Origin of the sequence: Achromobacter sp., from assembly GCF_032113835.1 — a bacterium.
GTDB lineage: Bacteria > Pseudomonadota > Gammaproteobacteria > Burkholderiales > Burkholderiaceae_B > Achromobacter.
In genome coordinates, this window is the sequence record NZ_DAMCTG010000034.1 from 1 (window position 1) to 20,959 (window position 20,959).

General features: G+C 67.2%; 20 protein-coding genes. 8 read left to right on the forward strand and 12 right to left on the reverse strand.

From position 1 onward, the window contains the following. Positions 1-166 precede the first annotated feature (166 nt). Together RT697_RS13815 and RT697_RS13820 are read right to left on the reverse strand one after the other, a co-directional pair. Positions 167-817 carry a response regulator transcription factor gene (locus RT697_RS13815; protein ID WP_313699575.1) on the reverse strand — a complete coding sequence of 217 codons (651 nt, stop codon included), beginning with the start codon at positions 815-817 and terminating at the stop codon, positions 167-169. After that, complete coding sequence (locus RT697_RS13820) at positions 814-2,778, reverse strand: ATP-binding protein (RefSeq protein ID WP_313699577.1); 1,965 nt, start codon at positions 2,776-2,778, stop codon at positions 814-816. The genes RT697_RS13815 and RT697_RS13820 overlap by 4 nt, the downstream gene beginning before the upstream one ends. A 240-nt stretch (positions 2,779-3,018) precedes the next feature. Between RT697_RS13820 and RT697_RS13825 the strand changes: the two genes are divergently transcribed. From RT697_RS13825 to RT697_RS13850, 6 genes are all read left to right on the forward strand, one after another. Continuing rightward, entirely contained in the window at positions 3,019-3,537 is a 519-nt protein-coding gene (locus RT697_RS13825) for a DNA starvation/stationary phase protection protein (protein WP_313699578.1), read from the forward strand. Between the two features lie 64 nt (positions 3,538-3,601). Continuing rightward, the gene (locus tag RT697_RS13830) at positions 3,602-4,105 is read left to right on the forward strand and encodes a redoxin domain-containing protein (protein ID WP_313699580.1); all 504 of its coding nucleotides are present in this window, start codon (positions 3,602-3,604) and stop codon (positions 4,103-4,105) included. After that, complete coding sequence (locus RT697_RS13835) at positions 4,102-4,641, forward strand: DsbA family protein (RefSeq protein ID WP_313699581.1); 540 nt, start codon at positions 4,102-4,104, stop codon at positions 4,639-4,641. Before RT697_RS13830 ends, RT697_RS13835 begins: the two co-directional genes overlap by 4 nt. 137 nt (positions 4,642-4,778) lie before the next feature. Further along, positions 4,779-6,344 carry a hypothetical protein gene (locus RT697_RS13840; RefSeq protein ID WP_313699582.1) on the forward strand — a complete coding sequence of 522 codons (1,566 nt, stop codon included), beginning with the start codon at positions 4,779-4,781 and terminating at the stop codon, positions 6,342-6,344. A gap of 163 nt (positions 6,345-6,507) precedes the next feature. Continuing rightward, positions 6,508-7,434 carry a sulfurtransferase gene (locus tag RT697_RS13845; RefSeq protein WP_313699583.1) on the forward strand — a complete coding sequence of 309 codons (927 nt, stop codon included), beginning with the start codon at positions 6,508-6,510 and terminating at the stop codon, positions 7,432-7,434. Between the two features lie 36 nt (positions 7,435-7,470). Then, positions 7,471-8,646, forward strand: coding sequence for a YeeE/YedE family protein (locus tag RT697_RS13850; protein ID WP_409517438.1), 1,176 nt, complete (start codon positions 7,471-7,473; stop codon positions 8,644-8,646). Here RT697_RS13850 and RT697_RS13855 read toward each other — a convergent pair. The 5 genes from RT697_RS13855 to RT697_RS13875 form a co-directional block, all read right to left on the reverse strand. After that, the gene (locus RT697_RS13855; protein ID WP_313699586.1) at positions 8,639-9,127 is read right to left on the reverse strand and encodes a heme-binding protein; all 489 of its coding nucleotides are present in this window, start codon (positions 9,125-9,127) and stop codon (positions 8,639-8,641) included. The two genes, RT697_RS13850 and RT697_RS13855, sit on opposite strands and share 8 nt — an antisense overlap. A 116-nt stretch (positions 9,128-9,243) precedes the next feature. Then, positions 9,244-9,858 (reverse strand): response regulator transcription factor, encoded by a 615-nt coding sequence (locus RT697_RS13860; protein ID WP_105239080.1) that lies wholly within the window; start codon positions 9,856-9,858, stop codon positions 9,244-9,246. Further along, entirely contained in the window at positions 9,855-11,294 is a 1,440-nt protein-coding gene (locus tag RT697_RS13865) for an ATP-binding protein (protein WP_313699588.1), read from the reverse strand. The genes RT697_RS13860 and RT697_RS13865 overlap by 4 nt, the downstream gene beginning before the upstream one ends. A gap of 56 nt (positions 11,295-11,350) precedes the next feature. After that, complete coding sequence (locus RT697_RS13870) at positions 11,351-12,514, reverse strand: HPP family protein (protein ID WP_313699590.1); 1,164 nt, start codon at positions 12,512-12,514, stop codon at positions 11,351-11,353. 117 nt (positions 12,515-12,631) lie between these two features. Next, complete coding sequence (locus RT697_RS13875) at positions 12,632-13,084, reverse strand: helix-turn-helix domain-containing protein (protein ID WP_313699592.1); 453 nt, start codon at positions 13,082-13,084, stop codon at positions 12,632-12,634. Positions 13,085-13,167: 83 nt separating this feature from the next. Here RT697_RS13875 and RT697_RS13880 point away from each other — a divergent pair, with 83 nt between their 5' ends. Next, a complete protein-coding gene (locus tag RT697_RS13880; protein WP_313699594.1) occupies positions 13,168-14,952 on the forward strand; it encodes a chloride channel protein in 1,785 nt (594 codons plus the stop codon). Here the strand turns inward: RT697_RS13880 and RT697_RS13885 are convergent, their stop codons facing one another. Continuing rightward, positions 14,953-15,861, reverse strand: coding sequence for a LysR family transcriptional regulator (locus RT697_RS13885; protein ID WP_313699595.1), 909 nt, complete (start codon positions 15,859-15,861; stop codon positions 14,953-14,955). Positions 15,862-16,051: 190 nt separating this feature from the next. Between RT697_RS13885 and argC the strand changes: the two genes are divergently transcribed. Then, positions 16,052-16,984, forward strand: a complete 933-nt coding sequence (argC, locus tag RT697_RS13890) for an N-acetyl-gamma-glutamyl-phosphate reductase (protein ID WP_313699597.1) — start codon at positions 16,052-16,054, stop codon at positions 16,982-16,984. A 63-nt stretch (positions 16,985-17,047) separates the two neighbouring features. Here argC and RT697_RS13895 read toward each other — a convergent pair whose 3' ends face one another. From RT697_RS13895 to RT697_RS13910, 4 genes are all read right to left on the reverse strand, one after another. Then, on the reverse strand, positions 17,048-18,037 hold the full coding sequence (locus RT697_RS13895; protein WP_313699599.1) for a tripartite tricarboxylate transporter substrate binding protein: 990 nt from the start codon (positions 18,035-18,037) through the stop codon (positions 17,048-17,050). Positions 18,038-18,109: 72 nt separating this feature from the next. Continuing rightward, entirely contained in the window at positions 18,110-19,150 is a 1,041-nt protein-coding gene (locus RT697_RS13900; RefSeq protein WP_313699600.1) for a hydroxyacid dehydrogenase, read from the reverse strand. Next, positions 19,150-19,818 (reverse strand): RraA family protein, encoded by a 669-nt coding sequence (locus RT697_RS13905; RefSeq protein WP_313699602.1) that lies wholly within the window; start codon positions 19,816-19,818, stop codon positions 19,150-19,152. The genes RT697_RS13900 and RT697_RS13905 overlap by 1 nt, the downstream gene beginning before the upstream one ends. 132 nt (positions 19,819-19,950) lie before the next feature. Further along, positions 19,951-20,850, reverse strand: coding sequence for a LysR family transcriptional regulator (locus RT697_RS13910; RefSeq protein WP_313699603.1), 900 nt, complete (start codon positions 20,848-20,850; stop codon positions 19,951-19,953). Between the last annotated feature and the right edge of the window lie 109 nt (positions 20,851-20,959).

Below are 20,959 nucleotides of genomic sequence, written 5' to 3' on the forward strand. Positions count from 1 at the left end.
CTGACCCCATCGTCGTCGTCGACAACCGCGATAGTGGGAGTGTGGTTCATGTAAGAAAATCCTTCGGGCCTGTCGGATCACGATACGCATCCGATGCCCGGCAGGTTCCTTTATGAACCTTTGCGCCGGCCTCGAAAATCATACGGAGGTTTGTCCCATGCACGGGTCAGGGCGCGGAAATGCCCAGCGCCTCGGCGTGGCGGACCAGATCGGCAAGCGATCTGACCCCCATCTTGCGCATGACGTGACCGCGGTGGATCTTGACGGTGATCTCGCTCAGGCCGATCAGGCCCGCCACCTGTTTGTTCATCAGGCCCGACACCACGTGCGCCATGACCTCGCGTTCGCGCGGGGTCAGGGTCTCGTAGCGGGCGCGCAGGCCGTCCATGGCCGCATCGCGGGAGCGGCGCTGGGTGTCGCGCTCGATGGCGGCGGAGACGGCGTCCAGCATGTCCTGTTCGCGGAAGGGCTTGGACAGGAAGTCGACCGCGCCCGCTTTCATGGCGCGCACCGTCATGGGGATGTCGCCGTGGCCGGTGATGAACACGATCGGCAGGTCGATGCCTTGGCGGATGAGCTGATCCTGGAAGTCCAGGCCGCTGATGCCCGGCAGCCGCACGTCCAGCACGATGCAGCCGGGCGCGTCGGGGATCTGCGTCTGCAGCAGTTCGGCGGGCGACGCGCACAGGGTGGTGCGCAGGCCGATCGAGCGGAACAGGCTGTCGAGCGAGGCGCGCACGCTGGCCTCGTCGTCGACGACGATGACCTGGGATTGCGGGGCGGCGGGCGCGGCGCCGGTGGCGGTGCGGTGGTTCATGTGGAAGGGTTCCCCTGCGTGGTGGCGAGCGTCAGCGTGAAGGCCGCGCCCGCGCCAGGCATGTTGTCGACGGTAAGGCTGCCGCCATGGGCCTGCGCCGTGGTGCGGCAGATCGGCAGGCCCATGCCCATGCCTTGCGGTTTGGTGGTGAAGAAAGGGTCGAACAGGCGTTCCAGGTCGTCTGGCGAGATGCCCGGGCCGGTATCGCCCACGGTGACGGCGACCAGGCCGTCGTCATGGCGCCGGGCGCTGACCGACAACTGGCGGGCCTGCGATTGGCCGGACATGGCCTGGCTGGCGTTGACCATCAGGTTGACCAGCACCTGTTGAAGCTGGATCCGGTCGCCCATGATGAGCGGCAGGCCCGGCTGGATGTCCACGTGCAGCGCCACGCGCTCGCGCGTGAGCTCGTGCGCGACGAGGCGGGTGGCTTCCTCGATGACGGCGCCGATATCCAGCGGGGCCTGTTGCACGGGCGCCTTGCTGAGAAACGCGCGGATGCGCTTGACGATCTCGCTGGCGCGCCGGCCTTCGGAAATGATGCGTTCCATGGCCATCTCGACCTCGTGCAGATCGGGCTGGGGACGGCGCAGCCAGCGCATGCCCGCGTCGCCGCTGGTGACGACCGCCATCAAGGGCTGGTTGACCTCGTGCGCGATCGACGCCGTCAGCTCGCCCAGCGTGGCGACACGCGCCGCGTGCGCGAGCTCGGTCTGCGCCAGCAGCAGCGCGTCCTGCGCCTGCCTGCGCTCGGTGATGTCCACCACGAAGACCAGCACGGAACCGTCCACGTCGTCGGCCGGCGGGAAGGTGATCGTGAACAGCACCGGCACACGCGAGCCGTCCGCGTGCACGACTTCGGTCTCGCCTTCGTGAAAGGCGTCGCCTTGGGCGAACGCCGTCAGGGACCGCGCAAACATGCGGTCGTCCTCGCACAGGATGTCGTCGACGGAGTAGGGCGCGCTGGGGGCGGCCGGCCGGCCCACCATGGCCAGGAACGCGGGATTCATGTCATCCACGTCGGTCAGCCTGCGGACCTGGCCGATGAACTCGGGGTGACGGGCGAGGTGGGCGGTGAGGGCGGCGCCGTCCATGAGGCCCAGGGCGGTCAACTCGGCCCGCACGGCGCGCCAGTCTTCCTGGATGACGCCGATCCGGCTGGCGTCGAACATGCGGCGGTAGCGTCTTTCGCTGCTGACCAGCGCGGTGTAGGCGGCCTTGCGGTCGGTGACGTCGCGATGGGTTTCCATGACGCCGGTGACGCGGCCATGATGGTCCCGCTGCAGCACCCAGCGGCTTTCCAGCACCAGCGTGGCGCCGGCCTGCGTCTTCTGTTCCAACGTGCCGTCCCAGCTACCGGTAGTCAGGAGTTCGGCCTCGATGGCCTCGCGCCGGTCCGGGTAGCGGGTCTGCAGCAGGTCATCGGCGACGCGGCCCAGCGCCATGCTGGCGGGCCAGCCGTAGGCGTCTTCGGCGGTGCGGTTCCAGAAGGTGATCACGCCTTGATCGTCGCGCACGAAGATCATGTCGTGCGACAGATTGAGCAGGCGCGCCTGCGAGGCAAGCCTGCGGGTGGCGCTCTGGAACTGCAGCGCAAGCAGCGCAGTGATGGCGATGGCCGCCAGGCTGACCAGCGCACGTGCGGTGGGCGAGCCCACATGGTTCAGACCGTGGGAATTGAGATACGCCGCGATGGTGAGCACGATGCCGCCCGTGCCCGCCACGATGATGTCCAGGCGCCGGAACGTACGCGCCGCAAGCAGCACCACCACGACATACAGCACGGCCACCGCGCCGTCGAAGTCGGTGAACGTGTCCACCAACGCAATGACCAGCGCCAGAAGCAGGGCGGCCGCGCGAAACAGCAACTGCATGCGGCGCGGGCCCGCGGTCTCCGGAGCGCCGGGACGCGCCTGCTGCGGCGGCTGGCCTGGCGCGGGGCCGAGTGTCGACGTGAGCAAGATCCACCTCTGGGTAAGGGCGCGCGGGCCGAGCAGGAACGCCGGCGGCACGCAATGAGACCCGCACATTATCAGCGATCTTTGGAAGAAGACACGCGTATTTCCTGGGTAAACCTTGGTATGACCCGAGAAAACGATGAGCCGATTTTGCTGGCGGCGCGCCGTGGCTATTCTGGTTTCCATCGGGAATCGATACCCGAATCGTGAAGCCAACCCCTGAAGCCAACCCGGAGAAATTCCATGAACGATCTTTCGCTTCAATCCCGCATCACCGCTCCCCTGCGCACGCCCACCGATCTGGGCGCCGAGGCCAGGGTCGACATCGCCGCCGCCCTGACGGGTTTGCTGGCCGACATGTTCGCGCTGTATCTGAAGACGAAGAACTTTCACTGGCATATGTCGGGTCCGCACTTCCGCGACTACCACCTGATGCTGGACGAACAGGGCGACGAAATCTATGCCACCACGGATGTGATCGCCGAGCGCGCCCGCAAGGTGGGCGGCACGACGCTGCGTTCGATCGGTCACATCCAGCGCCTGCAGCGTCTGCTGGACAACGACGCGGACTACGTGACGCCCGAAGACATGCTGGCCGAACTGGCCGATGACAACCGCCGTCTGACGGGCTTTCTGCGCGCCACGCACGCCGTGTGCGAAGAGCACAACGACGTCGCCTCGACCAGCCTGATCGAAAACTGGATCGACGAGGCCGAGCGCCGCACCTGGTTCCTCTACGAATCGACCCGGGCCGCCCGCTGATCCGGCGCCGGCCAATTGCTGTCCCGATCCTAGCGCCGCGCGCGGCGCGTCCAGGAGACGTTTCATGTCATACGACTATCCCGCGGCCGTCCTGCCTGCCGGCACGACCGCACCGTCCTTCGCCTTGCCGGCCACGCCGGACCAGACGGTTGCGCTGGAAGAATTGCGCGGCCGGCCGCTGATCCTGGCGTTCTACCCCGCGGACTGGAGTCCCGTCTGTGGCGACCAGATGGCGCTGTACAACCAGATCCTTCCCGAATTCCACAAGGCCGGCGCGCAGCTGGTCGGCATTTCGGTGGACGGCGTCTGGTGCCACGCCGCCTTCGCCGCGGACCGCAAGCTGCATTTCCCCTTACTGGCGGACTTCGAGCCCAAGGGCGAGGTCTCCCGGCGCTACGGGGTGTACCGCGAAGAGGAGGGCATCGCCGATCGGGCGCTGTTCGTCATCGACGCCGACGGCGTCATTCGGTGGAGCTATGTGTCGCCGCTGGGCATCAATCCGGGCGCCGACGGCATCCTGGACGCGCTCGACAAGCTGGCCCCCGCCTTGCAAGGAGCGAAATCATGAGCCGCCTTTTCATTCCCGTGAATGCGCAGGACCACGTCGAAGGGCCGGACACCGCGCCCGTGACGCTGGTGGAGTATGGCGATTACGAATGCCCGTATTGCGGCGAGGCCTATCCCGTGCTGAAGGCGGTGCAGCGCGCGCTGGGTGACCGGCTGCGTTTCGTCTTCCGCAATTTCCCCATTTCGCAACTGCATCCGGATGCGGTCGCGGCGGCGGAATTTGCCGAGGCCGCCGCGCAGGCGGGCAAGTTCTGGCAGGCGCACGACATGCTTTATGAGCGCCAGGACGCGCTGAAGGAAAGCGATCTGTTCGCCTACGGCGAAGAGATCGGCCTGTCGCCGCAGGTGCTGCACCGCGCCTTCGGCGGGGCATTCGATTCCAAGATCGAAGTGGACTTCAGCGGCGGCGTGCGCAGCGGCGTGAACGGCACGCCCACGCTCTTCATCAATGGCGTACGGTACGACGGCCCGCGCGATGCGGACAGCCTGATCGACGCCCTGACGCAGGCGGCGCGCAGCGCGCCGGTGCATGCGTGAAGGGGTAGGGACCGGCATCGCATGGTCGCCGCGTTGCCCGGAGGCTTAAGTCTGGCGTTTTGCTGCCGTTACATTTCTCATAGGAAACCCGGCCGGGGGGCAGGCAAGCCCCGCGGCCTCCAAGAGGAAGAGACGCCATGACATCCGTTGCCTCCATCGGCCCCGTGACCACGATCGGTCTGGCGCCCCCCGCCACCGGCGTGACCCGCGTGGGCGACAAGGCCGACATTGCGGCCGTGCCCGCATCCACGACGGTCACGCTCGGCCAAGGGTCGTCCCCCGCGCTGACCTACACCTCGCAGCCGACGGCGGCGGGCGTGGTCTGGGAGCGAGAGGCCGCGGACAAGGTGTCTTCCGTCATCGCCGATAGGATTTCCACCCGCTCACTTGCCGGGCGCCTGGAAGGCGTGGCCTCGGCGCTGCTGGACCGGTTTCAGACCGACGGCAGCAATTATTCGCAGTCTGCGCGTCTGGCGCCGAATGCCGGCCAGGTCGACGCCCTGGGTACCGTGCAGGCAGGTTCGGCCCAGCAGGCCGAGGATGCCTACACGCTGCGCATCACCACGGCCAGCGGTGTGAAGGTCGAGGTCAGCCTGACCAACACCGCGGATGGCATTGGCGTGCAGATCGACGTGGCCGAGGGCGAGCTGTCCGAGACCGAGCGCAAGGCCATCGCCGGTTTGTCCAAGGCATTCCAGGATGCGGTGGACGGCCTGGCGGCGGTGCCGCCGCGCATGGCGTGGTCCAGTCTGGCCAAGTTTGATTCCGCGGTGTTGTCGTCGGTGTCGCTGCAAGCCACGACCACGACGGATGGCGTCGTCTCGCAATCCATCGACTTTTCGGCGGACAGCAAGCAGCGGTCGCTCACCATCAAGAACGCCGATGGCGTGGTGAAGGTCGATGTCGACGTGAGCAAGGCGGCGCTCTTTGGCAACGCGCAGCAGCGCACCGCGGCCGTCAGCGATTATCTGCAGCAGTTCGAAGCCGCGCGCAGCCGGGGCCGGGGCGACGAGGCCTTGATGTCGGTGTTCAAGGACGCATTCGCCGAGCTGCACCAGAGCTACGAAGCGGGCGCCGCCCCGTCCAGCCAGTCGCCGCGCATCGTGGCGGCCGGCTATACGTACCGCAGCCTGCTGTCGGGCGTGGCGGACTTCTCGGCCTCGATCTCGCAGACCATGGACGCGAGCAATCCGTACAAGACCAGCGAAGTCGACCAGTTCAGCTATCAGGTCTCGCAAAACAGCAGCATGAGCGGCCGGCCCTTGTTCGACCTGGACGTCAAGCAGGAACAGCGCGCCAATCTGAACGCCAGCTACCATGCCGCACTGACGCCGCAGCAGACGCTTGATCTGTCCAAGGACAAGGACTCGCAGAACTACAAGTTCATCCAGATCAAGGACGAAATCACCAGCCAGACCGGCATCCAGTACGAGATGGGCGCGCTGGCCGAAGCGACCTTCACGCATACCCGCAACCTGTCGACGCGGGTGCAGGCGTATGTGAAGGGCGAGCTGATCGAAGACACCTTGACCCCCGTGATCGAAACCCGGACGCGCGACCTGCTGTCGCTGGTGCGCGCCGCGGAGCTGGAGCCTTCGGAAAGCGAGCGCCTGCAACGCCGCGACCCGGCGGCGGCCGACGCGATGCTGCTGAGCAAGCATCTGGCGCTGTCGCGCGCGGTGGCGCGGGACCGGCAGGACTGAGCGGTGTGAATCGGGCAAGGCTGCGCGTCTTGCCCGCTCCGCGAGCTGACAATCACCTGAATCGGTAATCAGAATATAAAAACAATGTCGTTCCCGCCCAGGGAGCGACCCGATATCGTCCGGATTCCAAGGGCTCGTCAGCAGCCCATCTCAGGAGAATCCGATGTCCCTACGCACTCTGCTGGCCGGCGCCTTTGCCGCAGCGGCAACCCTGGCCGCCGCGCCGGCCGTTGCGCAGCACGCCAAGTATCTGGTCTCGACGGAATGGCTGGAAAAGAACCTCAATGATCTGAAGGTGCGTGTCGTGGAGGTCAGCGTCAATCCGGGGCTGTATGAACGTGGCCACATCCCGGGCGCGGCCAACGCCAGCTGGCACACCGACCTGGTCGACACCGTCAACCGCGACATCGCGCCGCCGCCGCAGTTCCAGGCGCTGCTGGCCCGCTCCGGCATCAACGCGGACACCACGACCATTCTGTACGGCGACAACAACAACTGGTTCGCCGCGTGGGGCGCGTGGATCTTCGACATCTACGGCGTGGACAACGTCAAGATCCTGGACGGCGGCCGCAAGAAGTGGGAGTCCGAAGGGCGGCCACTGTCCAACAGCGTGAAGGTCCACGCGGCCGGCACGGTCAAGGTCAAGGACGCGAACCCCGCGTTGCGCGCGCGTCTGCAGGACGTCTTGGCCGTGGCCCGCAAGGAGAAGGACGGCGTGCTCGTCGACATCCGGTCAGCGGACGAATACAACGGCAAGATCTTCGCGCCCAATGGCGTGCCGGAGCTGGCCGTGCGCGCGGGCCACGTGCCGGGCGCGGTGAACGTCACCTGGAGCAAGCTGGTGGCCGAGGACGGTACGTTCAAGTCCGCCGACGAACTCAAGGCGATCTACCAGGCGGCGGGGGTGGATGGCACCAAGCCGATCATCACGTATTGCCGCATCGGCGAGCGCTCCAGCCATTCGTGGTTTGCGCTGAGCAAGCTGCTGGGCTACGACGTTCGCAACTATGACGGATCGTGGACGGAATACGGCAACAGCGTCGGCTCGCCCATCAGCAATCCGGCGGGCACCGTGTGGGGCAAGACCTGAGTGAACGCCTTGCGCCTCGTATCGGCCGCCGCGGTGATGGCGGCCATTTTTCTGGCGGCATGGGTCGTGTCGTCGCAGCCCGAGGGCGGACGCACCCTGTCGCTTTCCCTGTTGCTGGGCGCCGCGTTCGGTGTCGTGCTGCAGCGGTCGCGCTTTTGCTTCTATTGCATCGCGCGGGACTTCATCGAGCGCCGCGAGACAGCAGGCCTGTATGCGGTGCTGATCGCGCTGGGCACCGGCGTGCTGGGCTACGCAGCTGTGTTCGGAGCCTTCCTGCCCATCCCGTCCGCGGATCGCCTGCCGCCGGGCGCGCACATCGGGCCGGTCAGTCTGGCATTGGTGGCGGGCGCGTTCGTGTTCGGCGTCGGCATGCGGATTTCAGGGTCGTGCATCAGCGCGCATTTCTACCGTCTGGGCGAGGGGGCGCTGGCGTCGCCGTTCGCCTTGCTGGGTGCTGCGCTGGGCTTTGTGCTGGGGTTTGCGTCGTGGAATGCGCTGTATCTGGGGCTGATCCAGGATGCGCCGGTGGTCTGGCTGCCGCGGCATCTGGGCTATGGGGGGAGTGTGCTGGTTCAGTGCGGTGTGCTGGTGGCGCTGGCGTGGGGATTGAGCCGCGCGGGGCGACGCGCGCCGTCCCTTCGAGCTGCCGCGAAGCCGTCTGCACAATCCGCCTCGCAATCCGCCGCACCGCTTTGGCGCGCTGTGCTTCAGGATCGATGGCCGCCGGTGGTGGGCGGTCTCCTGGTCGGCTTCATCGGCGTCATCGCTTACTTGCGCATTGCACCGCTCGGCGTCACGGCGGAACTGGGCAGCCTTGCCCGCACGGCCGCGGCCGCGTCTGGATGGCTGCCGGACAGGCTTGAAGGGCTGGACACCTTTGCGGGCTGCGCCACGGTGGTCAAGCGCGCGCTGCTGTCGAACAATGGCGTCTTCGTGATGGCATTGGTGGCGGGCGCGTGGGCGGCGGCATTGGCGGCGGGCGCCTTCCGGCCGCGCTTGCCTTCCATGAAAGACATCGCCCGCAACTTCGCGGGCGGTGTGCTGATGGGCTGGGGCGGCATGACGGCGCTGGGCTGCACGGTCGGGACGCTGCTGTCCGGCGTGATGGCTGGGGCGGCGTCCGGATGGGTGTTCGGCGCCGCCTGCCTTGCCGGCATTTGGGCAGCGCTGCGGGTCGGAAGATCGCCCGCAGCCGTGCCGCTTCTTACTTGAACAGCGCGGCGTTCTCTTCCAGCACCGTGTCGGCGCATTGCGCGTCCAGGTTGCCGCCCGGTGCGCCGGCGACGCCGATGGCGCCGATCACGCTGTTGCCGGCCTTGACCGGCACGCCGCCGCCCAGCAACAGGAAGCCCGGAATGTCGGTCAGGTTGGCCGCGCCGGGATTCTTCTGCGCGTTTTCCATCATGGTCAGCGTGGGCGTCTTGGCCGAGACCGCCGTGAAGGCCTTGGCGCGGCTGGCTTCGATGGTGTGCGGGCCGGCGTTGTCGGCGCGCGCAAAGGCCTTGAGCAGGCCGGCACGGTCCACGACGGAGGCGCTGACGTTGTAGCCCTTGGCCTGGCAGGCGGCAACGGTGGCGGTCGCGAGCTTCTGCGCATCGGCCATCGACAAGTTTTGCTCGCTCAACACGGCAGCGTGGGCGGCGCTGGCGAAGGCCAGCGTGGAGAGCAGGGCGGCAAGCGTCAGTTTCTTCATGGTCTGCATCCTTTTCGGGGGTGTTGCGGTAGGAGCAGACAGTGTGGCCAAAAGGCCGCGGGCGCGGTATACGCCCGACTACGCGCGCGCCTCCGTAGCGTTACGGAGGCGCAGCTTCAATCGAGCAGCGTCGCGTACTGGCGGATCAGTTGCGCCAGCGACTCGGCTTCCAGCTTGGCAAAGACGTTGGCGCGGTAGGTCTCGACCGTGCGTGGCGACAGGTCGAACTCGCGCGCGATCTCCTTGTTGCTCATGCCGCGCACGATGCGCTCCAGCACCTCGTGCTCGCGTCCCGACAGGCGCGCCAGGCGGTCCGCCGCCGCCTGCGTGACGGCGAGGCGTTCGCGGCTGGCGATGTGCGTGCGCACGGCCGCCTGCACGGCATCCAGAAAAACGTCATCGTCGACCGGCTTTTGCAGGAATTCCATGGCGCCGCCCTTGAACGCGCGGCGGCACAGGTCCACGTTGGCGTGGCCGGTCAGCATGACCACGGGCAGGTCAGACCGTTCGGCAAGCTGCGCCAGCACGTCCAGCCCGCTGATGCCCGGCATGCGGATATCCAGCACCACGCAGCCGATCACCGGCTGCGCCAGCGCGGCCAGAAACGCCATCGGGTCCGCAAAGCCCGCGCTGCGCAGGCCAACGCTGCGCAGCAGCAGCCCAAGCCCGTCGCGGACCGCGTCGTCGTCGTCCACCAGATAGACCAGCGGGGAGTGATCGTTGGGATTCATGCGGCGGCTCCGGCCTGCGGCAGGCTGACGGTAAAGCATGCGCCCGCCGGGCTGAGGTTGCGCGCGGCGATGCGGCCGTCCATCGACCCGGCCAGCGTATCGCACAGCGCCAGGCCCAGTCCCATGCCCTGGTCGCGCGTGGTGAAGAACGGCGCGAACAGGCGCGGCATGGCATCCGCGGCAATGCCCGGGCCGGTATCGCTGACGCTGAACTGGTAGCTGCCGTCGATTGCCCGGCCTTCCAACGCAATCTGGCGCGTGCCTGAGGCGCCGTCCAGCGCGTCAGCCGCGTTCTGCACGAGGTTGTGCAAGATCTGTTCAAGCGCCACGCGATCGCCCAGAGGCCGCGCGCCGGGGCTCGCGTTGGTCCAGGTCAGGCGGATGCCTTGTCTGGCAAGGTCTGGTTCGCGCAGAAAGCGCAGCGAGGCCACCAGCGCGTCGGGGTCGATCGCTTCGCGCCGCGCGGGGGAACTGGGCTGCACCAGCGCACGCATGCGGCTGATGATGTCGGCGGCGCGCTTGGCTTGTTCCGCGCTGGCAAGCAGCGCGTGGCGCACGACCGGGCGCTCGTCCTCGTCATCCAGCAGGCGTGCGGCGGCGCGGGTTTGCGCCAGGATGGCGGTCAGCGGCTGGTTGAGTTCGTGCGCGATGCCGGCGGCCATCTCGCCCAGCGTGCTCAGGCGTGCCATGGCGGCCAGACGCACCTGTTCCTGTTGCCGCCGCGCTTCCGCGCGCGAGCGTTGCCAGGCGGCGGCGCCGGCCACCAGCAGGCCGCTGGCCGCTGCCCAGGCCAACCAGGCGGTCCAAGGCCAGAATCCGGGGGTGAGCGTGCGGGTGCTGCGCATCTGAAACGGCTGGCTGGCCGCGCCCAGCGGCTTTTGCAGCGCCAGCGTCCAGCCGGGCAGCGCGTTGTTGGGCTGCTTGTCCAGCAGCGGTAGCGGGGTGCGATCCACCGTCAGGGTCAGGTTGCCCAGGCCCGGCGGAAAGTCGGCGGCCGGCACCAACTGCCGTGTGTCGATCAGCAGGCTCCATCCGGAAGGGGAAACCAGCCAGTAGCGCGCGTCGTCCACGGCGATGGTGACGGGGCGGCCGAGCTGCCGCGCGCGTTCCACCGCTTGGGTCAGGCCAGCGGGTGCGGACAGGCTGCCCGCCCAGACGCCGCCCGGTAGATGACCAAGGCCCAGCAACTGCGGCATGGCGGGCTGCAGGCTGGGAAAGAGGCGTTCGGGGGCCGGGGGATGGGACAACGCGGCCAGCGTGGCCAGGACGGCTTCGTGCTGCACCGTCTTCTGGCTCAGCATGCGCTGGGCGATGCTGGTGCTCTGGAAGAAGCGCTCGTACTGGTCCACGTGTTCCTGCCGCGCGATCCAGATTGCGCCCAGAAAGAACAGGACCAGCCAGCAGATGAAAGCGCGTGCGCGCGAGAGGGGATTCACGCCGGCAATTATGCCTTGCGGCAAATGCGCACCGGAATCCGTAGGGCTACGGAGGGTCAGGCGGCCAGCTTGTGGGGGCCGGCGCCGCCCGCGGGCTGCGAATTCGCGGACACCGCCATCTGATACAACGCGGCGACCAGGTCCGACTGCGTCACCAGCCCCTGCAGATGGCGCGCCTCGTCCAGCACCGGCACGCAATGCAGGCTGTCCGACATCGGACGGGCCAGTTCGATCACGGGCAGGCCGGGCGTGGCAAACGGCACTTCGCTGCGCATGCAGTCGGCCACCAGCAGGTCCGGCGCGGATTCGGCATCCGTCGCGACCGGCGTCAGGCGGCTCTTCCGCGCCAGCACGTCGCCCTGCGCAATCATGCCGGCGTAGCGGCCCGCCGAATCCAGCACGGGCAGGGCCTGCACGCGATGCTTGTCGAACAGACGGACCGCGTAATCCAGCGGGTCCTTTTCCATCACCGTCACCACGTCGCGCGACATGATGTCGGCGCAGCGCACGTCACCAAAGCGGCGCACGCTGGCGCGCAGCTCGGCAGCCAGCACGATCTCTTCCAGGTCTTCCTTGCTGATGTCCAGCAGCTCGCCGCGCTGGGTCAGCGCCTCGTCAAGGTCGGCGCGCGAAAAGCCCAGCCGCGCGCTGGGGATCGGATCGCGCGTGTTGTGACCAGCGGCGGGTTCCGCGTGGCGGCGGGGGTAGTTGCGTTTCAGCGCGCCGTTGAAGACCACGGCGATGCACAGCAGGATGACGGAGTTCAGCGCCACGGGCCACAGCGCGAAGGCGTAGCCCAGCTTGGCGACCGCGGGACCACCCAGCACGGCGGTCAGCGCGACGGCGCCGCTGGGCGGGTGCAGGCAGCGCAGCGAAAACATGGCGCCAATGGCAAGCGCCACGGCCACGGCCGCGGCGATGCCGGGAACAGGAATGAATTGGGCGCAGAAGACGCCGATCAGCGCAGACACCAGGTTGCCGGCCATCAGCGACCAGGGCTGGGCAAGCGGACTGGCCGGCGCCGCGAACAGCAGCACGGCCGACGCGCCCATCGGGGCGATGAACCACGGATTGTCCGCGCCCAGCGCGTGGCGTCCCACCCACTCGGTGCAGAACAGGCCGAGCAGGGCGCCTACCGCACCGTAAAGTTTTTCGCGTCCGTTGACGCCCACGGGCGCTGGCGCGAACGACCCCAGCCAGCGCTTGAATGCAACACCCAAGACAATCTCTCCTCGCGACGCATCGATATGTCGCGGGGCGACAATTTATCACGAGGCTTATTTCCTGGCGGCATGAGCTTATGCCGCGCAGGGGGGCGAGGGTGTAAAAGCGGCGGATCAGTCCTTGCCGGTCTCGGCGCCCATGCGCGTCAGCAGCCGCGTCAATAGCGGGCGCATGGCGTGCAGTTCTTCGAGGTGAGAGGCAGACAGGTCTTCCAGCATGCGCTCGGCCTTGGCGGTCAGCACGACCTCGACACGGCGTCCGTCTTCGGGGTCGGCTTCGCGACTGACGAGATCCAGCCGCGCCAGACGGCCTACCAGTTCGGCGGCGGTGTGCGGCCGGATCAGCAGGCGTTCGGCGATTTCACCGACATAAAGTCCGCGCCGTCCGGGCACGTTCTTGCGCGTGCCCTTGATGGCGAGAAGCGCCTGATGCTGCTGCGGCATCAGGTCCAGGCCCGCGGCCGCGCTTTCGCTGAACGCGGCGAATTTTCGCAGCGCATAGCGGAAATCCGCGAGCAATTCGTAGTCGGCGGGAGACAGGCGAGTGGGGGTCGTGGAGGCGTTCACCCGGCGATTCTAATATATATCGTGCTACGATATATATGACTTTTCGCAAACTTCGTGCGAATACTTCCAAACCTTCCTTGACCATGCCCCCCATTTCCTCCTCCGCCAAGCCCGGATTGCGGCTTGGCGACTTCACCACCGACCGCCGCGTCGTCCTCTTGATGGGCCTTGCCATTCCGGTCGGGCTGGCCAGCGTCGCCGCCGCCTGGCTGCTGCTTCGCCTCATCGCACTGTGCACCAACCTGGCCTATCACGGCCTGTTTTCCTTTGCCGACCTGCCCATCACGACGGGGCGGCTCGGACTCGGCTCCGTGTTCATTCCGGTCGTCGGCTGCCTCATCATCGGCCTCATGGCGCGCTACGGTTCCGAGAAGATCCGCGGCCACGGCATCCCCGAAGCCATGGAAGCCATCCTTATCGGCAAGAGCCGCATCCAACCGAAAGTGGCGGTGCTCAAGCCGGTGTCGTCGGCCGTGTCCATCGGCACCGGCGGCCCGTTTGGCGCCGAAGGGCCCATCATCATGACCGGCGGCGCGATCGGCTCGTTGCTGGCGCAGACCATTCACCTGGACGACGGCGAACGCAAGACGCTGCTCGTCGCGGGCGCGGCGGCAGGCATGACCGCGATCTTTGGCACGCCGTTGGCCGCGGTGCTGCTGGCGGTCGAGCTACTGCTCTTCGAATGGAAGCCGCGCAGTTTCCTGCCCGTGGCCGTGGCCGCGCTGGTGGCGGCCGCGACGCGCGCCTTCATCATGGAGCCCGGCCCGATCTTTGCGTATGCCGGCGCGCTGGCCTTCACGCCGTGGCACCTGGTGGCATGCGCAGCCGTGGGCGTGCTGGCGGGCCTGGGTTCCGGCGTGCTGACCTCGCTGGTGTACGCGGCCGAAGACTTGTTCGAGAAGCTGCCGATCCACTGGATGTGGTGGCCGGCCATCGGCGGGCTGGCGATCGGCATCGGCGGGTTGATCGAGCCCGCCGCGCTTGGCGTGGGTTACGACAACATCCGGCACATGCTCGCGGGCGATTTCGCCCTTCAGGCCGTGCTGGTGCTGCTGGTGGTCAAGGTCGCCATCTGGTCGATCGCGTTGGGCTCCGGCACGTCCGGCGGCGTGCTCGCGCCGCTGCTGATCTTTGGCGGCGCGCTGGGTGCGCTGGCATCGCCCGTGCTGCCGCAGGCCGATCCCGGCTTCTGGGCGCTGGTCGGCATGGCCGCGATGATGGGCGGCACGATGCGCGCGCCGCTGACCGCCACGCTGTTTGCCGTCGAACTGACCGGCAACATGCACGCGCTGCTGCCTGTGCTGGCGGCCTGCGTGTTCGCCTACGGCGTGACGGTGCTGCTGCTCAAGCGGTCGATCTTGACCGAGAAGATCGCGCGCCGCGGCCACCACATCAGCCGCGAATACCGCGTGGATCCGTTCGATCTGCTGCGCGTGGCCGACGTGATGACGACGCCGGTGCAGACGCTGCCGGACACGATGACGGTGGCGCAGGCGGTCGCGCATTTCACGACCGCGCAGCCGGTGCATACGAGTTATCCGGTGCTGGACGGGCACGGCGTCGTGGTGGGCGAAGTGACGCGCGCCGACACCCTGGCGTGGGCGCTGCAAGGCGAGCCTGACGAACGGACCCTGGCGCAGGCGCTGGATGGGCGCGAGCTGGTGTATGGGCACGCTGATGAATTGGCCAGTCAGATCGCGGACCGGATGGCGTTGTCCGGCGCGGGGCGGGTGCCTATCGTCGATCGGGATAGCGGTCGGTTGCTGGGGATCGTGGGACGCAAGGATCTGTTCCGGTCGCGCGCGCGGCGATTGCGGGAGGAGAGCCAGCGTGCCGCGTTCTTCCGCCGGGCGCAGACGCCGAATTGACTACACCTCCACGCCGCCTTTACCGCCCGACGCACGCAATTCCCACAGCACGTCCAGCACGTGCTGCGTGGCCGCTTCCACCTGCCCCGCGCGATGCGCGATTCCCAGGGGACGCCACAGCGCGGGCCGCACCGGCCGCATGACGATGCGCGGATCGGGCTGCGGCGCGGTGGCCTCGTGCGGCAGCAGCGTTGCGCCGTAACCCGCGGCCACCAGACTCTTGATGGCGTCGTTGTAGTTCAACTGAATGCGCGCGCGCGGGTTGAGCCCGGCGGCTGCAAACCATTCTCCGGTCAGCCGCGACAGCCGCGTGCTCGCGTCATTCAGGATCAGCGGCCGTTCGGCCAGCCACGCGGGCGTGAGGCGCGCCGGGGCTTTCCAAGACGCAGGCAGAAAGGCCATCACCGGGTCGCGGCGCCACGGACGCAGCACCAAACCGTCAATGGGCGGCTGAGGCAGCGCGACCAGACCCACGTCCAGCGTGCCGTCCGCCAGCCTCAACAACGTTTCCTGCGAAGTCAGCACCGCCACCTGCACATCGATGCCGGGGTGGTCGCGCCCCAGCGTTTCCAGCGCCTGCGGCAGCAGGTGCGCGATGGCGCCGGTCGACGCGCCAAGCCGCACGCGGCCCGCCAATCCTTGCACCTGCCGCTGCACGTCGTCCAGCGCCTGGTCCGCCTCCGCGAGCAAGCGGCGCGCGCGTTCCAGCAAGGTTTCTCCGATGGAAGTGGGGCGGACCTGGCCGCGCTTTCGCGTCAGCAGGGGCGCACCGATGCGGGTTTCCAGGTCCGACACGTGCAAGCTGACCGTGGGCGGCGCCAGATGCAGGGCGCGCGCGGCGTCGGCGAATGACCCCAGGTCGGCAATGGCGACCAAGGTGCGCAGTCGGTCCAGGCTGATTTCGCGCATGGCAGTTTCCGGTTGGATTCAGGTTGCGGATGCGGTGTTCCAAAGCGCCCGCGCCGCAGACGCGTCGGCATCGTTCAGAAAATCTGAACCAAGCGATCATGATATTCGACTTTTCTTATCTCGCTCGTAGATCGAAGATAAGGTCCACTCCTGAACGAATCAGGCAACGCCGAACCACCCGGACAGCATCATGACCCAACCTCTTGTTTTCATCGACGGCGACCAGGGCACGACCGGTCTGCAGATCCACGAACGGCTCAATGGCCGCAGCGACCTGCAACTGCTGACGCTGCCGGAAGCCGACCGCAAGAATCCGCAGCGCCGCGCCGACGCGATCAATTCCAGCGACATCGCGATTCTTTGCCTGCCCGACGAACCCGCGCGTCAGGCGGCGGCGTCCGTCGTCAATCCCAAGGTGCGCATCATCGACGCCAGTTCCGCCCACCGCACGGATGCGGGCTGGGTGTACGGGTTTCCGGAAATGAGCGCCGGCCAGGCCGAGCGCATCGCCCACGCGCTGCGGGTCAGCAATCCCGGCTGCTATCCCACCGGCGCCATCGCGCTGCTGCGGCCGCTGGTCCAGGCGGGCCTCGTGCCTGCCGACTATCCGGCGGTCATCAACGCGGTGTCCGGCTACTCGGGCGGCGGCCGCGCCAGCGTCGAGGCCTATGAAGGCGCGGATGGCCCGCGCGGTCCGGCGTTTCAGGTCTATGGTCTGGGCTTGGCGCACAAGCACACGCCCGAGATCGAACGGCACGCGGGGCTCACGCAGCGCCCGGTTTTCGTGCCGTCTTATGGCGCTTTCCGCCAGGGCATCGTGCTGACCATTCCGCTGCACCTGCGGCTGCTGCCCGCTGGCGTGGATGCCGAGAACATGCACGAATGCCTGCAACAGCACTACGCCGGCGCGGCGCATGTGCAGGTCGTGCCGCGCGACGAGGCCGCCACGCACACGAACCTGAATCCCGAGGCGCTGAACGGCACGAACGATCTTCGGTTGGGCGTCTACGGCAATGCGCAGCACGGCCAGGTGCTGCTGACGGCCGTATTCGACAACCTGGGCAAGGGCGCCTCGGGCGCGGCGGTGCAGAATCTGGATCTGATGCTGGCCGCGATGCGTTGATGTCGCCGGCCGCGCGGAATCCTCCGGCGGCCGTGACAGATCAGGCGCCCTGAAAACACAAGTCTACTTGTCGAGCCAGGGCGCTTCTTTCCAAAGCTGCTGGAACTGCGCTTCGCCCGCCTTCAGCTCTTTCGCATACTCAGCGGGCGGCAAATAACGCAGCGGTGCGAACATCTCCCGGGCCTTGGCCTGAAATTCCGGATCGTCGACCGTACGCTTGACCGCCGTGACCAGCTTCGTGCGCACGTCGTCCGGCAAGCCCTTGGGCGCGGCCAGCCCGCGCAGCGAAGCCAGTTCGAAATCGAATCCCTGTTCCTTGAACGTCGGCACGTCCGGCAGCGCGGCCGAGCGCGTGTTGCCCATCTGGCCCAGGAAGCGCAGCGGCGTGCCGCCTTTCTGGTATTGAAGCGCCTCGCCCACGTTGATGGCGCCGATCGTGATCTCGCCGCTTGCGAGCGCACCGCGCACCTCGCCCGCGCCCTTGTACGGGATGTGGCTGAGCTTCGTGCCCGACGCGCGCTCGAACCGGAGCATGGCCAGGTGGTCGTCCGAACCCGTGCCCGTGGTGCCGACGGTGACCTTGCCCGGGTTCTTCTTCGCGTAGTCGGACAGTTCCGCAAGGTTCTTGATCGAGTTGTCCTTCAGGACCGTGAAGGCGCCAGGATCATCGATCAGATTGCCCAGCAGGTCGAAACTCTGCCAGGTGAAGGCGGTCTTGCGTTCGATGGGAATCGTCAACAGGTTGGGCGTGTTGATGAAACCGATGGTGTAGCCGTCCGGCTGGGCGCGCGCCAATTCCGCGAAGCCGATCGCGCCGCCCGCGCCCGGCCGGTTCAGCACGACGATGCGCGCGTCACCGCCCAGATGCTTTTGCAGGTAAGGCGCCATCATCCGCGCGACCAGATCGGTGCCGCCGCCCGGTCCGTAAGACACGATCAGGTTGATCGGACGGTCCGGATAGCCGGCGGCCTGCACGGCGCCCGAAAACAATGCGGCGCCCGCAAGCAGGGTGGCCAGGGTGCGCAGCGTGCGGCGCTTGTTTTGTTGTTGCATGGTTGTCTCCTCAGTGGTTCTGGCGGTCACCGCGCCGGCCTTTTTACCTGGACCGGCGCGTGTGCCGCGTTGTTATGTCAGCGTGGCGATACGTTTGGCGGCCTGCGGCCACACCTCCGGATTCACGAGTTGCGGCGGCCGCTCGCCGCGCAGCATCGCGGCTAGCTGCGTCGCCGATGAACGCGCGACGCTGCGGCGCGCCTCGTGCGTGACGCCTGCGGTGTGGAAGGTGGCGACCACGTTGTCCAGGGCCAGCAGCGGGGCCGAGCGATCGGGCGGCTCCTGTTCCCAGACATCGAGCCCCGCGCCCCGCAGATGCCCACTACGCAGCGCGTCGTGCAATGCATTCTCGTCGTGGATGCCGCCGCGAGCCGTCGAAACGAACACCGCGCCCGGCTTCATCGCCGCAAAGGCCTTCGCGCCGATCAGTCCTCGCGTGGATGCGTCGAGCGGGCAATGCAGCGACACGATGTCCGATTGCGACAGCAACTCGTCCAGCCCGACGGGTTCGGCGCCCCGGCTGCGGATGGTCGCGGCGTCCAGCAACGGATCGTGGGCGATGACGCGCAGGCCGAAGCCTTGTGCGATGCGGGCGACGCTCGTGCCGATCTTGCCGATGCCCACCAGGCCAATCACGCTGCCGTGGATTTCATGGCCCATCAGATCTTCGCGGGAGAATCCCGTGTCCTGGCGCAGGCGGTTGTGCGATTCGACAATTCGCCGTTGCACGGCCAGCAGCAGCGCATACGTGTGTTCGGCCACGGATTCCGCGTTGCCGCCGGCCTGATTCACGACCGCGATGCCGGCCGCGGTGCAGGCCGCCACGTCGATGGTGTCGTAACCCGCGCCGCCCGACGACACGCACACCAGATCCGGGCATTGCGCGATCAACTCGGCGTTGACGAACCACTGGCGCGGCAGTTCGTCCTTGGCCGCGGACACGTGGTAGGCGTGCGCGGTCTTCAGACCGGCCAGCGTGCGGGCGTCGTCGCCGTTCGCAGGAAGCACCGACAACGTGATCCCGGGCGTGGCGCCGATGATCTCGTCGAACACCGGATTGAGCCAGAGGTCCAGCCTGCAAAGGCGTGCCGTGTGGCGGGGCGTTGCGGCCATCACAGCACGCCTCGCGACTTGAGGGCCGCGTCGACCCAGTTGCGATCCAGCGTGCCGCGCTCGATGTCCTTCAGGACTTGCGCCTCGGTTTGGGCGATGGCGCGAACGCGTTCTGCGATGGCCGGCGCCTCGTCCGGGCGGATGGCCAGCAATCCGTCGGCGTCGCCCACCAGCAGGTCGCCAGGCATCACGACCATGCCGTCCACGGTGACGGGCACGTTGATGGCGCCGGGGCCGTCCTTGTAAGGCCCACGATGCGCGACGCCGCGGGCATAGACGGGGAAGTCACCCTCGCCGATGGTTTCGCTGTCGCGGATGGCGCCGTCAATCACAAAGCCGCCAAGGCCACGCTTGGCAGCCCAGCCCACCATGATTTCTCCGATGATGGCGTTGCTCATGTCGCCGCCCGCGTCGACCACGATGATGTCGCCGGGCAGTGCGGTATCAATCGCCTTGTGCACCATCAGGTTGTCGCCCGGCCGGGTGCGCACCGTGAAGGCGCGACCCAGGATCCGGCGGGTCCGGTGAATCGGCCGCAGCGACGACGTGCCCGTGCTGCGGCTCATCGCATCGCTGATGTTTGCCACCGCCAGGTCTTGGTAAGCCGCAAGCGTCTCGCGGCTGGGGCCGGGGGGGCAGTCGTGCAAGGTGAATCCAAAATCCGGCATGTCGCCTTGTCTCCAGAGTGGTTGTTTGTGGCGACTCTACGCCCGCAAATTCCGGAGATAAAGCGAATAATTTGACAGCGGAAATAACGCTTTTCGGAAACAGTAGGGAGGTGCAGCCGGCGTGGCTCGCACTCAAATCATGCCGGTGGGCGCGTGGAAATCCAGGCAGGCCTCGGCATGCACGCGCAACGTCTCAAGCATCGGCCGGGTATCGTCACGGCGCCATTGGAAGGTATAGGTGAGGGGGCGTAACGGCGGAAAGGCAGGCAGGGATTGCAAGTGACCCCGTTCGATCAGAATCTGCGCCCACGCCGACGGCAGAAAACCCAGCCCCAGACCTTGCTGCAACATCGCCGCGATGCCGCCCCAGCCGTTGCAGCATTGGTTGCGGCCGGGCGATACGCGTTGCTCGGTGAGCCAGTCATCGAGAATGCGGATGGCGCCCGAGCTTTGCGGAAGTGTTATCAGCGTCAGGCCCGGCAGGTCCGCCGGCGTGATAGCGGCCGGATTCGGCACCGCGCTTGGCGCAGCGACCCATTCGAATTGCGCACTACCGATAACGCGCGACGCGATGGAAGGGCGGGACGAGGGACCCGCGATCACCGCGAAGTCGAGTTCGCCTTCCTCCAGACCGCGCTCGACCAGTTCCCCGACGCCCACGAATGGCTCGACCAGCAGGTTGGGATGGGCGCGCTGGATGACCTCGATCAGCTGGGACATCCAGGTCAGCGACGTGAGTTCGCCCGCGCCAAACCGGCAGCGACCCGAGTAGCTGAGGTTGTTGCTGGCCTGCTGCATGAACTGGTCGGCGTTGCGCAACAGATCCTTGGCGTGCGGCACCAGCTGTTCGCCCAGTGCTGTCAACGTCGCGCTGCGCGCGCTGCGGCTGAACAACTCGGCGCCAATGGACGATTCCAGTTCACCAATGCGCTTGGACAATGAAGAAACCGAAATATTGAGGCGATTCGCCGCAATGGCGAAATTCTTGCACGTGGCGGCCCAGTAAAAGGCCTCAAGTTGCTTTAGCGTCATGGGGGGCGGCAGGCAGGGCGATATCGAGAGTGAACAAAAGTGTATGAAAGGCCATCGATAAAGTCACTTTATTCAAACGGCGTGCGCGCCTATAGTCCCCGCCGATACC